The organism is Streptomyces ficellus (genome assembly GCF_030406405.1).
In the GTDB taxonomy this organism is placed as follows: Bacteria; Actinomycetota; Actinomycetes; order Streptomycetales; family Streptomycetaceae; genus Streptomyces; species Streptomyces ficellus_B.
The window spans coordinates 132,229-146,388 of sequence record NZ_JAUEPL010000007.1; the positions used below are offsets into that span (position 1 = coordinate 132,229).

Sequence of the window (14,160 nt, forward strand, 5' to 3'; positions counted from 1 at the left end):
ATGAGCCTCGCGCTGCCAGGCCTCGCGTCCACTCCATGGTGGTGAGCGGGGTGCCGCTGACCTTGGTCTCGACGGCCCTTCCGCGCGGGGCGCGCACGCGCACGTCCGTCCCCTTCCGGCGGACGCCGGCGTCCCGCGCGGGTCGGTGAACACCTACTCGGTGGTGAGGTCGTCGCCCCCGGACGGTCAGTTCCTGCGGAGGTGGCGCCAGACCGCCTTCGCCGCGTTGTGGCCCGACATGCCGTGCACACCGGGGCCGGGCGGGGTCGCCGAGGAGCAGAGGAACACGGCGGGGTGCGGCGTGTTGTACGGGGAGAGGGACAGCCGGGGGCGCAGGAGCAGCTGGAGGCCGCTGGCGGCGCCGCAGGCGATGTCGCCGCCGATGTAGTTGGCGTTGCGCGCGGCGAGTTGGGGCGGGCCGGCGGTGGCGCGGGCGAGGACGAGGTCGCGGAAGCCGGGGGCGAAGCGCTCGATCTGCCGCTCGATCGCGTCCGTGAGGTCACCCTGCCAGGCGTGCGGGACGTGGCCGTACACCCAGAAGACGTGCTTGCCCTCGGGGGCGCGGGACGGGTCGACGAGGCTGGGCTGCGCGGTGATCAGGAACGGGGTGCGGGGGGCCGTTCCGCTGGATGCCTGGTTCAGCGCGGTACCGATCTCCCGGCTGCTCGGGCCGACTTGGACCGTGCCGGCGCGGCGGGGCTCGGCCGCGGTCCAGGGGACGGGGCCGTCCAGCGCGTAGTCGATCTTGTAGACGGAGGCGCCGTAGCGGTAGCGGTCGTAGAACCGGCCGAACCCGGCGATACGGGCGAGGGCGGTGGGCGAGGTGTCGAAGACGTACGCGCGGGCGGGCGGCAGGTCGTCGAGGCGCTTGACCTCGTAGCCGGTGTGCACGGTGCCGCCGAGGTCCTGTACGTACGCGGCGAGGGCGTCCGAGATGGCCTGCGAGCCGCCGCGCGGGAGCGGCCAGCCGCCGGCGTGCGCGGCCAGCGCGAACACGAGCCCGATCGCGCTGGTGGCCAGGCCGCCGAGCGGGGCGATGACGTGGGCGACGAGTCCCGCGAACAGGGCGCGGGCCCTGTCGTCGCGGAAGCGGCGCATCAGCCAGGTGGACGGCGGCAGGCCGTCGATGCCGAAGCGGGCGAGGGTGACCGGATCGCGCGGGAGGGCGGTGAGGGGCAGGGACATGAAGTCGCGGGCGAGGGTGTCCCATTTGCCGAGGTACGGCGCGACGAGGCGACGGTACGTGCCGGCGTCCCGGGGCCCGAAGGACGCGGCGGTCTCGGACACGGAGCGGGACAGCACGGCCGCCGTGCCGTCGTCGAAGGGATGCGCCATCGGCAGGTCGGGGTGCAGCCACTCCAGCCCGTACCGGGCCAGGGGCATGGCCCTGAACGCGGGCGAACCGGCGCCCAGCGGGTGCACGGCGGAGCACGGGTCGTGGCGGAAGCCCGGGAGGGTGAGCTCCTCGGTCCTGGCACCGCCGCCGACGGAGTCGAGGGCCTCGAAGACGGCGACGGAGAAGCCGCGGCGGGCCAGTTCGGCGGCGGCGGTCAGCCCGTTGGGCCCCGCCCCCACGACGACGGCATCGAGCATCGACGGCACCTTGCGACTCCTTCGTCAGCCAATGGCCAAGGGAAACAGGATATGGGGCGGAGAAGGCGGGTCGGGGCCGAGGGCGGTTCTCCCGCCGCTCCCCGCGCCGCCCGGCTCCCCCGGTGTCATGGGGCGGTCAGCAGGGTCCGTATGCGCGTGGCCGTCGCCTGGTCGCGGGCCGCCGTGAAGGGCAGGACGTTGGCGCCCGTGACGCGGAACGGCACGCCCGCCAGGGTGGCGTGAGCGCCGCCCGCCTCCTCGACCAGGAGCAGCCCCGCCGCGTGGTCCCAGGCGTACTCCCAGGAGAACGCCACCGCGTCCAGGGCGCCGCGGGCCACCGCCAGGTACTCCAGGCCGGCCGAGCCGCAGGGGCGGGCCTCGACGCCCTCGGTGTCGAGGCACAGGAGCGCGGCCTTCTCCTCGGGCGTCGTGTAGTCGGGGTGGGACATCGCGACCTTCAGCACCGCGCCCCGGGCGGGCGACCCGGCGCGTATCGCCGTGCCGTTCAGCCGCGCGCCGCGCCCGCGCACCGCGACGGCCATCTCGTCCAGCGCGGGCGCGAACGTCCACGACGCCAGCACCTCGCCGCGCACCGCGAGCGCGACCAGCGTGCAGAAGCCCGGCTCGCCGCGCACGAACTGCCGGGTGCCGTCGACGGGATCGACGATCCACACCGGCGCGTCGCCCCGCAGCGCCGCGTACACCGCGGGGTCGGCGTGGACGGACTCCTCGCCCACCACCACCGAGCCGGGCAGCAGCGCGGTCAGCGACACGGTGAGGTGGGCCTCGGCCAGCCGGTCGGCGACCGTCACGAGATCGTGCGGGCCGCTCTTCTCGACGATCTCGTGCGTGGCGAGCTGCCGCCAGCGCGGCATGATCTCGGCGGCGGCCGCTTTGCGCACCGCCTCCTCGACCGCGGGCAGGGAACCGTCGAGAAAGTCATCGATCATGCGTCCAGCTAAGCACGGACCACTGACAGCCCACCCTCCGGCAGCCCACCCTCCGGCCAACGTACCGATCGACCGCGGCGATCCGGGTACCCGGGCACGACACGACCACAGGAAGGCGACGCCCAGATGATCGATCAGAGCCATGTACGTGACCTGCTCGCCATGCCCGACGACGACGCCGCGCTCGTCCTGATGGAGGGGCGGGCGCACGTGGTCGACCCGCCCCGGCTCGCCTCCGAGGCGTACCGGGGAGCCGCCGTGCTGCTGACCCGCGGCGACCTCGTCGGCAGGCTCGGCACGGCGTCACCGCAGGACCACCAGGTGCGGGAGCTGGCGGCGACCCTGCGGACCATGGCCGGGGAGCTGGGCGCGTGACCGATCGGTACGTCGCGGATTGGTACGTCGGCGGTCCGTCGGCGGTACGTCGGCGCCCACCGGCACGGTTTCACCGTGCCGCACGGGGAACTCGTCGTACCCCGCTCGTCGAACCGACAGAGCACCAGGCAGTCGGGAGGAGTGGCGTCATGGGTGAACCCGGACGGCAGGAAGACCGGTACAAGTCACCGCTGGAGCAGGTGACCGGCGAGAACGACGTGCATCCGGAGGAGGAGCGCACAGCACCTCGGACGGAGCGGCAGGGCCGTGAGGCCGAGCAGGCTGGCAAGGCGGAATCCGCGCAGGAGGAGGGACTGCAGCAGCCCGAGCTCTGACGGCTGCGCCACGTGGACCGCGCGCGTGACCGACGGCGAGCAGGGCCGCCGGTCACGCACGCATCATGGCCTCGGCCGGCTCCGCGCGGCGGTCACGGTGGGCGCAGCACGGTCGGCCGCCGCCATCAGCGCCACGTACAGCACCATGGACATGGCACATGGACATGGCCGGCCCTACCGCCCGCCCGTATGCCGGGAGCGGCTTGGGCATGTCGTGGCGGCCGCAGGTCTTGATGACGCTGTTGCGCAGGCACACGTGGCGGCAGGTTTTCGGACAGTAAGCAGACCCGCCGCCCGCCCCGTGCGGGAACAATGGCGCGCGCTCAAGGGTCGCGCCCCCTACGGGCTCGGGGTGCCGGCGTCCCGGGCTCGCGCGGCGACCGCCGCCTCCAGCAGGGGCCAGCCGTCGACCTCCACCGCCCGCCGCTCCCCCGGCTGCCACGCGTGAGTCGACGCCGCGTCGAGCAGGGCGCGGACGGCGCCCGGTTCGTGCAGGTTCAGGGAGCCGCCCCGGACGTACCCCACGTCCCCGGAGCCCATGGGGAACCCGCCCGGAACGTACCGACCCGGGCCCTCGGTGAAGACGATGCGCAGCGAGCCTCCGGTGCCGGCCGGCTGCGGGTACAGCGTGAGGGTCTGGCGGCAGTCCGCGGACCGGCCGCTGTTCAGCACGCGGTGGCTGTGGCGGAGCGTCCACAGATACGCCCGCCCGTCAGCGACCAGCCGGCGGGGCTTCTTCGGATGGCGGGGCACGGAACCGAGAGTACGCGGCCGCTGCGTGGGCGGAAGGAGGTTCGAGCCGCCCCCGTCAAGCGCTCGCCACAGGAAGCCGCTTCGTTCGGCGCCTCGTTCACAGCGGTCGGCCTTCCTCAGGGTGCGTGCCCCGGAGGCTGACGGGTACTGCGGGCTGGGGAGCCGGCGGGGCAAACGGCACCCATGGAATCCCGCCATCGGTACACCGGGCCTCCTAGCGGAAACGATGCCGGGTCTTGAGACGGAAGGCGGCGGTCGAGATGCCGGTACCCGAAGGTGGCGTTCCTCATCCGTCGGTCCGAGGGAGCGCACGCCACGGCAGGCTCACGGCGGGCCCGCGTGTCGTGGAAGCCAAGTCGCCGCAGCCGGGCACCTATCGGACAGACGGGCAGGCGTTGCTGCGCGTGCCCTCGGCCCCGCCGCCGTATCGGCTGGCCGTCGTACTCCATGGGGCCGGAGCAACCGCCGACCAGGCCCTGACGTGGCTGCGTCCGCAGCCGGGAGCCAACGGCCTGCTGCTCCTGGCGCCTCAGTCCTCGGGCTCCACCTGGGACCTGATCGCCGGCGGATACGGCCCGGACGTGATCCGTCTCGACGCCGCGCTGGCCGAGGTGTTCCGGAAGTTTCCGGTCGAGGCGGCGGGCGTGGCGATCGCCGGTTTCTCCGACGGCGCGTCCTACGCCCTCACCCTGGGACTGAGCAACGGCGATCTCTTCGGCACGGTGCTCGCCTTCTCCCCCGGCTTCATGGCCCCGATGCTCCGCCATGGACGACCCCGGATCTTCATCTCCCACGGCACCGCGGACCGGGTCCTGCCGATCGAACGGTGCAGCCGCCGGATCGTCCGTACGCTCCGCGACGACGACTACCCGGTTACCTATCGGGAGTTCCCCGGCGGCCATGACGTGCCCGCCGACATAGCCGCAGAGGCCTTGCGGTGGTGGAGCACCCCATGAGGCAGTGCCGGGGCCGCTGGATGCCGCTGCCGCCGCGACGTCCGGTGAAACCTTGGCCCTCTGCGCAGACGGCCTCGTGGAGCGCCCCGGCGCCGACAGACGCCGACACCTCGCACGCGATCCGCTGCGGACCTTCGAGCGGGTCCACAATCCGAGGCCGATGACTTGGCCGCGCGCGACGGCCCCGCCCCCGGCGCTGTGGTCCGGGCGGCGGGGGCCGTCTTCCCCGTCAGGTCTCGTCGCGCACATCGTCCGGGCGGAGCCCGGCTTCCTCCATCGCCTCGCGCAGGGTGCGCCCGGTGGCGCCCTTGTCCTGCTCGGTGGGTGCCCCTTCGTCACGCGTCTCGATGACGTCGTCGGTGGACGTCGTCTTGGGGCGGTTCTCCTCAGGAACGGTCACGACTTCTCCTTGCGTGTGCGGGGCGGGTTCAGACGGGGTGGTCGGGTTGCTGCTCGGGAGGCGTGCCGCCGCCTTTCCCTCCGCCCTTGTCTCCGCGGTCCGTGCCGTGGGCGTGGCCACCGCCCTCGGTGCGCTGTGCCGCCTTGCGGGCCTGGCTGTCCTGCGGGGTGCCCGCCCCCTTGTCACTGCGCCGCAGCTCGGGCTGTTGGGGGTTCGACATCGGCACTGCTCCTTCCCACGCGCGTTCGCCGAAGCGCTTGCCGATCACACGGGTAGCCGCACACTTCCGTATGAAACGTGCAGGTTACGCCCGGACAGGGCTGTCGCCGGGCCGCGTCACGCTCGCAGCTGAGCGCGCGACCCCGGCGTTCGGCTTCGGCAAGGAAGTCGTCGTAGCGCAAGGCCCCCTCCTGCGCCTCGGACCTGCATAAAGGGGCCTGAACGGGGCAACCGGTCACCCTGGGATGCGGAGGATGCCATGACCATGACGGAGCAGCCGGTCGAGCCGGCGGAGGATGACACCGCCTGCTGCCCGCGCCACCACAGGGCCAGACCGGAACCCGGCGTCGAAGCGCCGGAAACAGCACGTGAGCGGGTCAATCGCCGCTGGAACGAGATCCTGCAGGAGACGCGGGTCGCTCAGACGGGCGTGCAGATCCTGTTCGGATTCCTGCTCAGTGTGGCGTTCACCCCGCTGTTCCGGGAGTTGGACACATTCGACCGCGTCATCTACGTCACCACCGTGGTACTCGGCGCGGCAGCCACGGGATCGCTGATAGCTCCCGTCTCCATCCACCGCTTCCTGTCAGGTCAGCGGATGAAGGACGAGGTCGTGGAGGCGGCCAGCCGCTTGATGATGTGCGGCATGGTGCTCCTCGCGCTGACCATCGGGTGCACGCTCCTCCTGATCCTCCGTATCGTGGTACCCGGCGTCCTCGCCGAAGTGCTCGTCGGCGGGGTCATGCTGTGGTTCGGCATCTGCTGGTACGCGCTGCCGCTCGCCCTGCGACGCCGCGCCGCTCGCCGCTCCCGCGCCGACGTTGCCTAGCGGGCCCGGCGCCCGGTACATGGGCACGCCCCCGTCAAGCGGGAGCCGGCCAAGGCGCTGGGCCGGTCCTGGCGCAGCCGGTCACCCGGAGCCGATCCGGCCGGCGCCGATCAGCGCGCTACCGACCTGGCGCCTGTGAGGCCGGCCTCACGACGGCACGGGCGTGCCGCTCCTCGTCATGCGGTGGGCGATTCGCCGACTGTCATGCGGTGAGCGCCGGGATGATCTCAGAGCCGTACGCGTCGATCGTCGCTTCCTTCGCGTCGTGCATGTCGTACACCGCGAACTGGTCGACGCCCAGGTCCCGCAGCGTCTTCAGCTTCGCGATGTGGGCGGCGGGCTGGCCCAGCAGGCAGAAGCGGTCGACGATCTCGTCGGGGACGAAGTCGGTGGAGGGGTTCCCGGCGCGGCCGTGGTGGCTGTAGTCGTAGCCCTGACGGGCCTTGATGTACGCGGTGAGCGCCTCCGGCACCAGGTCCGAGTGCTCGCCGTACCGGCTCACCAGGTCCGCGACGTGGTTGCCCACCATCCCGCCGAACCAGCGGCACTGCTCGCGCGCGTGGGCGAGGTCGTCGCCGACGTACGCGGGCGCGGCGACGCAGATGGTGACCGAGGACGGGTCGCGGCCGGCCTCCTGGGCCGCTTTCCGTACCGCTTTGACCATCCACTCGGTCAGGAAGGGGTCGGCGAGCTGGAGGATGAACCCGTCCGCCTTCTGCCCGGCCAGGGCCAGCGCCCTGGGTCCGTACGCCGCCATCCACACGGGCAGTTTTCCGTTCCGTACCCAGGGGATGCGCAGCCGCTGCCCGTCGACGAGCGCCTCCCGGCCCTCCGCGAGGTCGCGGATGACGTCGATCGCCTCGCCGAGCCGGGCGAGGGTGTCGGGCTTGCGGCCGGCGACCCGCATCGCGGAGTCGCCGCGCCCGATGCCGCACACCGTGCGGTTGCCGTACATGTCGTTGAGGGTGGCGAAGGTGGAGGCGGTGACCTCCCAGGTGCGGGTGCCCGGGTTGGTGACCATCGGGCCGATGGTCAGTTTCGTCGTGTGTTCCAGGATGCGGCTGTAGATGACGAACGGCTCCTGCCAGAGCACGGCGGAGTCGAAGGTCCAGCCGTAGCGGAAGCCGTTGCGCTCCGCGCGCCGCATCAGGCCGACGACGGCGGAGGCCGGCGGGTCGGTCTGCAGGACGAGTCCGAAGTCCACTCTCGTCGCCTCCTAGGTCAAGTACTGGCAGGTGGAGCGCGGGACGTAGACGCCGTGTCCGGACCGGCCGGTGAAGGTGCGCCGGTCGATGACGACATGGCCGCGCGACAGGACGGTCTCGACCTGTCCGGTGACGGTCTTCCCCTCGTACGCGGAGTAGTCGACGTTCATGTGCTGGGTCTCGACGGACAGGGTCTGCTGGACGTGCGGGTCGTAGATGACGACGTCGGCGTCGGCGCCGGGCGCGATGGTGCCCTTCTTCGGGTACAGGCCGAACATCCGGGCCGGGGTCGCGCAGGCGATCTCGATCCAGCGGCGGCGGCTGATGTGGCCGTCCACGACGGCCTGGTGGAGGAGGTCCATCCGGTTCTCCACGCCCGGCAGTCCGTTGGGGATCTTGGAGAAGTCGCCGCGGCCCAGCTCCTTCTGGCCGGTGAAGCAGAACGGGCAGTGGTCGGTGGAGACGACCTGGAGGTCGTTGGTGCGCAGCCCGCGCCACAGGGCCGCCTGGTGCTCGCGCGGCCTCAGCGGCGTACTGCACACGTACTTGGCGCCTTCGAAGCCGGGCTCGGCGAGGTTGTCGGTGGAGAGGAAGAGGTACTGGGGGCAGGTTTCGCCGAAGACGTTGAGGCCCTTGTCGCGGGCGGCGGCCAGTTCTGCGACGGCCTCCTCGGCGGAGACGTGCACCACGTACAGCGGCGCGTCGGCGACCCGGGCGAGCTGGATGGCGCGGTGGGTGGCCTCCGCCTCCAGCAGGACCTTGCGTACCTCGCCGTGGTAGCGGGGGTCGGTCTCGCCACGGGCCAGGGCCTGTTCCACGAGGACGTCGATGGCGATGCCGTTCTCGGCGTGCATCATGATCAGCCCGCCGTTCACCGACGCGCGCTGCATGGCGCGCAGGATCTGGCCGTCGTCGCTGTAGAAGACGCCGGGGTAGGCCATGAAGAGCTTGAAGGACGTGACGCCCTCCTCCACCAGCAGGTCCATCTCCTTGAGGGAGGACTCGTTGACGTCGGAGAGGATCATGTGGAAGGCGTAGTCGATGGCGCACTTGCCGTCGGCCTTGGCGTGCCAGGCGTCCAGGCCGTCGCGCAGCGGGTGGCCCATGGACTGGACGGCGAAGTCCACGATGGTGGTGGTGCCGCCCCACGCGGCGGCGCGCGTGCCGGTGTCGAAGTCGTCGGAGGCGAAGGTTCCGCCGAAGGGCAGTTCCATGTGGGTGTGGGCGTCGACGCCGCCCGGGATGACGTACTTGCCGGTCGCGTCGATCGTCCGGTCGGCGGTCCAGGTTTCGGCGGCGGCCGTGCCGTGGGCGGCGAGCGCGGCGATGCGGCCGTCCTCGATCAGGACGTCGGCGTGGATCTCGTCGGCGGCGGTGACGACGAGGCCGCCGGAGATGAGGGTGCGGTTGCTCATGGGTTTCGGCCCCCTTGCCGGATCAGACGGAACGCAGCGCCCGTTCGAGGATGGCGGCGCCCTCCTCGGCCTCGGCGACGGTCAGGGAGAGCGGCGGGGCGATGCGCAGGGCGCTGGTGTTGTGGCCGCCGCCCTTGCCGATGAGCAGGCCGCCCTCACGTGCCGCTTCGAGGACGGCCGCGGCCGCCTTCGGGTGGGCCTCGTCCGTGCCGGGTTTCACCAGTTCGACGCCGATCATCAGGCCGCGGCCGCGCACTTCGCGTACGAGGTCGCTGCTCGCGCCGATGGCGCGCAGCCGCTCGATGAGCAGGCCGCCGACGCGGCGGGCGTTGCCCTGGAGGTCGTGTTCCAGGAGGTACGAGAGGTTGGCGAGGCCCGCGACCATGGTGATGGGTGAACCGCCGAAGGTGGAGATGGAGTTGGCGGTCAGGCAGTTCATCACCTCGGCCCGGGCGACGACTCCCCCGATGGACATGCCGTTGCCGATGCCCTTGGCGAAGGTGAGGATGTCGGGCGGGCCGCTCGCGGCGTGCGCCTGCCAGCCCCAGAAGTGGTCGCCGGTGCGGCCCCACCCGGTCTGCACCTCGTCGGCGATCCACAGGATGCCGTGCCGGCTCAGTACGTCGCGGAAGGCGGCGTACAGCCCGTCGGGCGGGGAGGTGAAGCCGCCGACGCCCTGGATGGGTTCGGCGATCAGCGCGGCGACCTCGCCGGTGTGACCGAGCAGGTCCTCCAGGTCGGCGACGCACGCCTCGATGAACCGGGCGTCGGTGAGGTGGGCGTAGGGGCCGCGGGTGCGGACGCCGCCGTGCACGTACAGCGTCTGGAGCGGCGAGAGGGTGGTCGGCGTCCAGGCGCGGTTGCCGGTGACGGAGACGGCGGAGAAGGACCGGCCGTGGTAGCTGTTGCGCATCGCCAGGATCTGGTTGCTACGGCGGTACGTGGTGGCCAGCAGCAGGGCGGTGTCATTCGCCTCCGTACCGGACGTGGTGAAGAAGACGCGGGCGTCGGGGATGCCGGAGAGGTGCGCGACGCGTTCGGCGAGCTCCACCATGGGGCGGTTGAGGTAGAGGGTGGAGGAGTGGATGATCCGCGCGGCCTGCTCGCTGACGGCCTTGGTGACCTCGGGGAGGGCGTGGGCGGTCATGGTGGTGAGGATGCCGCCGAAGAAGTCGAGGTAGCGCTTGCCGTCGGCGTCCCAGACGTGCCGGCCCTCGCCGTGGGTGATCTCGATGGGGTCCTGGTAGTAGAGCGAGACCCAGTCGGGGATGACGGCCTTGTGGCGGGCGTACAGGTCGGTCATCACGGCTTCACCAGCCCCTCGTAGGCGTCGGGGCGGCGGTCCCGGTAGAACGCCCATGTCTGCCGTACGTCGTCGATGAGACGGAAGTCGAGGTCGCGGACGACCAGTTCCTCCTCCTTGTCGGAGGCGAGGTCGCCGACGAACTGGCCGCGCGGGTCGACGAAGTAGCTGGTGCCGTAGAAGTCGTTGTCCCCGTACTCCTCGCGGCCGACGCGGTTGATGGCGGCGATGAAGTATTCGTTGGCGACGGCGGCGGCGGGCTGCTCCAGCTGCCAGAGGTGGGAGGAGAGCCCGCGGTGGGTGGCGGAGGGGTTGTAGACCAACTGCGCGCCGGCGAGTCCGAGTTGGCGCCAGCCCTCGGGGAAGTGGCGGTCGTAGCAGATGTAGACGCCGACCTTGCCGGCGGCGGTGTCGAAGACCGGCCAGCCGAGGTTGCCGGGCCGGAAGTAGAACTTCTCCCAGAAGCCCCTGACCTGCGGGATGTGGTGCTTGCGGTACTTGCCGAGATAGGAGCCGTCGGCGTCGATCACGGCGGCGGTGTTGTAGTAGAAGCCCGCGCCCTCGATCTCGAAGACCGGGACGACGATCACCATGCCGGTCTCGCGCGCCAGGTCCCGCATGCGGCGGACGGTCGGGCCGTCCGGGACGGGCTCGGCCCAGCGGTAGTGCTCGGGCTCCTGGACCTGGCAGAAGTAGGGGGCGTTGAACACCTCCTGAAAACCGATGATCTTGGCGCCCTGCCGGGCCGCCTCGCGGGCGTGCTCCTCATGCTTGGCGATCATGGACTCGGTGTCGCCGGTCCAGGTCGCCTGGACGAGGGCGGCGCGCACGATGTGGGACATGAGCTGCTCCTTCGGCACGGCGTCAGAGAGCCTCTACGCACGTAGACGGGGTGCGTAGGAAGCGAACGTAAGCCTCGTCACATCCCTGGGCAAGACCACCGCCATTAACCGCCGGAGTCGATCATGTTTCGTACCCGAGTGGTCCATATCGGCCAGGATTCCGCAGGTTGCCGGTCAGGCTCCGGCCAGGCCCGCGACGCGCAGCGCGTGCATGAGGTCGCGCTCGTGCGACGGCGGCATACCGGCGGCGCGGACGGCGTCCAGCAGGTGCGGTACCAGGCGGTGCGGGGCGTACGCGGCGAGGTGGGCGGCGTCCTCGGCGGTGCGGGACTGCACGAAGGCGTATATCAGCGCGCGGGCGTGCGCCTCCCGGCCGCCCTCGTCGAGCGCGAGCACGGCGGCGGCCGTCTCGCCCGTGGGGCGGGCCACGCCCTGGCGCAGCAGTTGCCGGGCGTCCTGCTCCCGGCCCGCCTCGGTGAGCGCCTCGGCGAGGCCGGGGAGCCGCTCGGGCGGCAGGGACGCGGCCTCCCACAGGAGCGTGGCCCAGTCGGGGGCGAGACCGGCGCGGTGCAGCTCGGCGGCGAGCAGGGGCAGCCGGGCGGCGGGCCGGGCGGCTGCCTCGCAGAGCAGGGCGTGCGCCTCACCGCTCCGGCCCTCGGCGCGAAGGCGCAGCAGCGCGGCGACGGTCTCGCGGGCGGTGTCGTCCTCGTCCTCGTACGGCTGGGGGCGTGCCTGCTCCTGGAGCTGGGGCTTCGGGTGCTGCTGTGGCGGCGGCTGCTGGCCGCCCCCACCGAACCGGGCGCCACGCGGGACGGCGGCGACGGGCAGGTCGGGTACGGGGGCGGGGGCGTCGTCCAGGAGGGCGTCGTCGTCCTCGACCCAGGCGTATCGCGCGCCTCGGGGGCGTCTGCGGCCGCCGGCGGAGTCGGTACGGCTCCGCTTCCGGACGCCGCCGGGGTCGGGGGCGGCGGGCGGGGCGGGCGTTTCGGGCGGGGCGTCCCGGGCGGGCGTCTCATGCGGGGCGGGCGTTTCGGGCGGGGCGTCCCGGGCGGGCGTCTCATGCGGGGCGGGCGTTCCGGGCACCGCGTCCCGGGCGGGCGTTTCGGGCGGGGCGTCCCGGGCGGGCGTCTCATGCGGGGCGGGCGTTCCGGGCACCGCGTCCCGGGCGGGCGACTGGCGCGGGGCCGGCGCCTCGCGCGCCGCGTGGTCCAGGGCCGCCAGGCGGGCGCCCAGCTCCTCGATGCGGGCCGTGGCCCTGGCATGGTCGTCGCGCACCCAGGCCAGGTCGTGGATCAGCCGTTCCGCGGCCGGGGAGCCCTCCGGGACCCTCCCCAGCATGGCCACCAGTTCCTCGCCGCGCCCCGCCGCGCTCGCCTGCTCCCGCACCATCAGCTCAAGCCGCTCCCGCAGCGCCTCGCGGCCGCCCGGGCGCCGGTCATGGGCGGCGGTCGCGGCGGCGTGCAGCTGCCGCCCCCGTACCGTCTCGGCCTCCGCCGCCGCGGCGCCCCGCACGGCGGCCAGGTCGTGGAGCAGCGCCTCCACCACGTCCCAGGGCGGGACCTCCGCGCCGGCGAGGCAGGCCCGCAGTCCCTCGGCGTCGCGCTGCCAGAAGACGCCGTACCAGCCGCCGCCCTGGTCGAGCAGTCGCGTCAGGTCTGTCAGCCAGCGCGCGAACGCGCCTGTGCTCTCCGGGAGTTGTCGCTGCGCCATGTACGCCCCTGCCCACTGCGGTTCGGAACCTTCCGGTCCGCACGCATTGGACCGCAGCCGTGTTACGGCAGGGCTACAGGGGCTTTTCGGGCGGGAACTTGACGGCGATCCCCACATGGGGCCGCTTGCCGCGCCGTACCGGCGTCGCGGGCAGGTGGACCAGCCAGAACTGCCAGGTGCCAGGGCTGGGAACCCCGGAGCAGATCACGCACGCCCCGTACGCGGCCGAGCGGCGCCCACCCCACCTCACTCCGGGCGAGACCGCCCGGCAGGTGCAGCGCTCGGGAGCCGAGGTCGTCCATCGACGTGCAGTAGAGGCGTTCAGTAGAGGCGTTCAGTAGAGGACGGACGGCAGGTATGCCCCCGTCGGCTCGTTGTAGAGCCCGATGGTCATCAGGCTCATGAGCTGCTGCACCTTGAGCCCGCCGCGCAGGCACCACTGCAGGAGGGCGCTGTCGCGGGCGGGGACGAGGATGCCCGGTCCACCGAAGGCGGGGGCCGAGGCGATGAGCGCTCTGATGTCCTCGCTCGTCTCACCGACCGCGTGTGCGAAGAAGGACAGGTCCGTGGCGTACCCGGTGATGCGCCCGTCATGCTCGGTCACGCGGGCCGTGCCCGCCTTGAGCGCGTCCGCGACCTCTCCGCCGCGGTCCACGCCGTGGACTTTGCGGCACACTTCGTTGCAGGCCGCGAGGTCCGCGTCGGTGGCCGGCCGGACCTCATAGCCGGGCACACTCCCTCCGATCGGCGGTCCCTGCAGGCAGGCCACCGTCTCCCGGAACTCGAACCCGAGCCCGGCGTAGAGGGCGAACGACCGGCAGTGGTAGCCGCTCTGCAGCAGCCGGATGCCGGGCGCCTGCCGCTCGGCCGCCCGCCGCATGACGTCGAGCATGAGCCGGCGCCCGACCCCGCCGTTCTGGACGCCTTGGTCCACGGTGACCGGACCGACGCCGACCACGGGTGACCGCTCGTCGAGGACGTTGCTGCCCACGATCCTGCTGTCGAGTTCGGCGACCACGGTGTAGAAGCCCGGGTGGTCCAGCATCATCTCGAACATGCCCGTCGGCGCTTCGGGGCCCGGCATGTCGGCCGGGAACCCGTGCTCGCGGGCGATCCCGGCGAAGGCCTCGAAGCAGATCCTGCCGCATTCCCGGGCGTCCTCGGCCCTTCCCCTGCGCAGTACGAGAGCCACGATCATGTCTCCTTCCCGGCAGCGGGGCCGCCACCGAAAGCTCCCTTTCCATCGAACGCGCCCGCCATGCGAGCGGCAATCGG

At 72.4% G+C, this 14,160-nt stretch carries 16 protein-coding genes; 4 read left to right on the top strand and 12 right to left on the bottom strand.

Features of this window, described 5'->3' with window-relative positions:
• Nucleotides 1-186: 186 nt before the first annotated feature.
• Nucleotides 187-1,602: a phytoene desaturase family protein gene (locus tag QWM81_RS07840; protein WP_290110933.1), complete on the bottom strand. Its 1,416-nt coding sequence runs from the start codon at nt 1,600-1,602 to the stop codon at nt 187-189.
• A 116-nt stretch (nt 1,603-1,718) separates the two neighbouring features.
• Nucleotides 1,719-2,543: an inositol monophosphatase family protein gene (locus QWM81_RS07845; protein ID WP_290110934.1), complete on the bottom strand. Its 825-nt coding sequence runs from the start codon at nt 2,541-2,543 to the stop codon at nt 1,719-1,721.
• 126 nt (nt 2,544-2,669) lie between these two features.
• Between QWM81_RS07845 and QWM81_RS07850 the strand changes: the two genes are divergently transcribed.
• Both QWM81_RS07850 and QWM81_RS07855 read left to right on the top strand, forming a co-directional pair.
• Nucleotides 2,670-2,918 carry a hypothetical protein gene (locus tag QWM81_RS07850; protein ID WP_290110935.1) on the top strand — a complete coding sequence of 83 codons (249 nt, stop codon included), beginning with the start codon at nt 2,670-2,672 and terminating at the stop codon, nt 2,916-2,918.
• 149 nt (nt 2,919-3,067) lie between these two features.
• Nucleotides 3,068-3,253 carry a hypothetical protein gene (locus QWM81_RS07855; RefSeq protein WP_290110936.1) on the top strand — a complete coding sequence of 62 codons (186 nt, stop codon included), beginning with the start codon at nt 3,068-3,070 and terminating at the stop codon, nt 3,251-3,253.
• A 339-nt stretch (nt 3,254-3,592) separates the two neighbouring features.
• Here QWM81_RS07855 and QWM81_RS07860 read toward each other — a convergent pair whose 3' ends face one another.
• Nucleotides 3,593-4,006 (bottom strand): hypothetical protein, encoded by a 414-nt coding sequence (locus tag QWM81_RS07860; RefSeq protein ID WP_290110937.1) that lies wholly within the window; start codon nt 4,004-4,006, stop codon nt 3,593-3,595.
• A gap of 344 nt (nt 4,007-4,350) precedes the next feature.
• On the opposite strand from QWM81_RS07860, the gene QWM81_RS07865 reads away from it, so the two are divergent.
• Nucleotides 4,351-4,962 carry an alpha/beta hydrolase gene (locus tag QWM81_RS07865; protein WP_290110938.1) on the top strand — a complete coding sequence of 204 codons (612 nt, stop codon included), beginning with the start codon at nt 4,351-4,353 and terminating at the stop codon, nt 4,960-4,962.
• 229 nt (nt 4,963-5,191) lie between these two features.
• Here the strand turns inward: QWM81_RS07865 and QWM81_RS07870 are convergent, their stop codons facing one another.
• Nucleotides 5,192-5,362, bottom strand: a complete 171-nt coding sequence (locus QWM81_RS07870) for a hypothetical protein (RefSeq protein ID WP_290110939.1) — start codon at nt 5,360-5,362, stop codon at nt 5,192-5,194.
• A 28-nt stretch (nt 5,363-5,390) separates the two neighbouring features.
• Nucleotides 5,391-5,582 carry a hypothetical protein gene (locus tag QWM81_RS07875; RefSeq protein WP_290110940.1) on the bottom strand — a complete coding sequence of 64 codons (192 nt, stop codon included), beginning with the start codon at nt 5,580-5,582 and terminating at the stop codon, nt 5,391-5,393.
• Between the two features lie 258 nt (nt 5,583-5,840).
• Between QWM81_RS07875 and QWM81_RS07880 the strand changes: the two genes are divergently transcribed.
• Entirely contained in the window at nt 5,841-6,410 is a 570-nt protein-coding gene (locus QWM81_RS07880; protein ID WP_290110941.1) for a DUF6328 family protein, read from the top strand.
• Nucleotides 6,411-6,612: 202 nt separating this feature from the next.
• Here the strand turns inward: QWM81_RS07880 and QWM81_RS07885 are convergent, their stop codons facing one another.
• From QWM81_RS07885 to QWM81_RS07915, 7 genes are all read right to left on the bottom strand, one after another.
• The gene (locus tag QWM81_RS07885) at nt 6,613-7,614 is read right to left on the bottom strand and encodes a TIGR03842 family LLM class F420-dependent oxidoreductase (protein WP_290110942.1); all 1,002 of its coding nucleotides are present in this window, start codon (nt 7,612-7,614) and stop codon (nt 6,613-6,615) included.
• Between the two features lie 12 nt (nt 7,615-7,626).
• Nucleotides 7,627-9,030 (bottom strand): dihydropyrimidinase, encoded by a 1,404-nt coding sequence (hydA, locus tag QWM81_RS07890; RefSeq protein WP_290110943.1) that lies wholly within the window; start codon nt 9,028-9,030, stop codon nt 7,627-7,629.
• 22 nt (nt 9,031-9,052) lie between these two features.
• Nucleotides 9,053-10,333, bottom strand: a complete 1,281-nt coding sequence (locus QWM81_RS07895; RefSeq protein WP_290110944.1) for an aspartate aminotransferase family protein — start codon at nt 10,331-10,333, stop codon at nt 9,053-9,055.
• Complete coding sequence (locus QWM81_RS07900) at nt 10,333-11,175, bottom strand: nitrilase-related carbon-nitrogen hydrolase (protein ID WP_290110945.1); 843 nt, start codon at nt 11,173-11,175, stop codon at nt 10,333-10,335. Before QWM81_RS07900 ends, QWM81_RS07895 begins: the two co-directional genes overlap by 1 nt.
• 174 nt (nt 11,176-11,349) lie before the next feature.
• Nucleotides 11,350-12,885, bottom strand: a complete 1,536-nt coding sequence (locus QWM81_RS07905) for a hypothetical protein (protein ID WP_290110946.1) — start codon at nt 12,883-12,885, stop codon at nt 11,350-11,352.
• Nucleotides 12,886-12,958: 73 nt separating this feature from the next.
• A complete protein-coding gene (locus QWM81_RS07910) occupies nt 12,959-13,093 on the bottom strand; it encodes a hypothetical protein (protein ID WP_290110947.1) in 135 nt (44 codons plus the stop codon).
• A 126-nt stretch (nt 13,094-13,219) separates the two neighbouring features.
• The gene (locus QWM81_RS07915) at nt 13,220-14,083 is read right to left on the bottom strand and encodes a GNAT family N-acetyltransferase (protein WP_290110948.1); all 864 of its coding nucleotides are present in this window, start codon (nt 14,081-14,083) and stop codon (nt 13,220-13,222) included.
• Between the last annotated feature and the right edge of the window lie 77 nt (nt 14,084-14,160).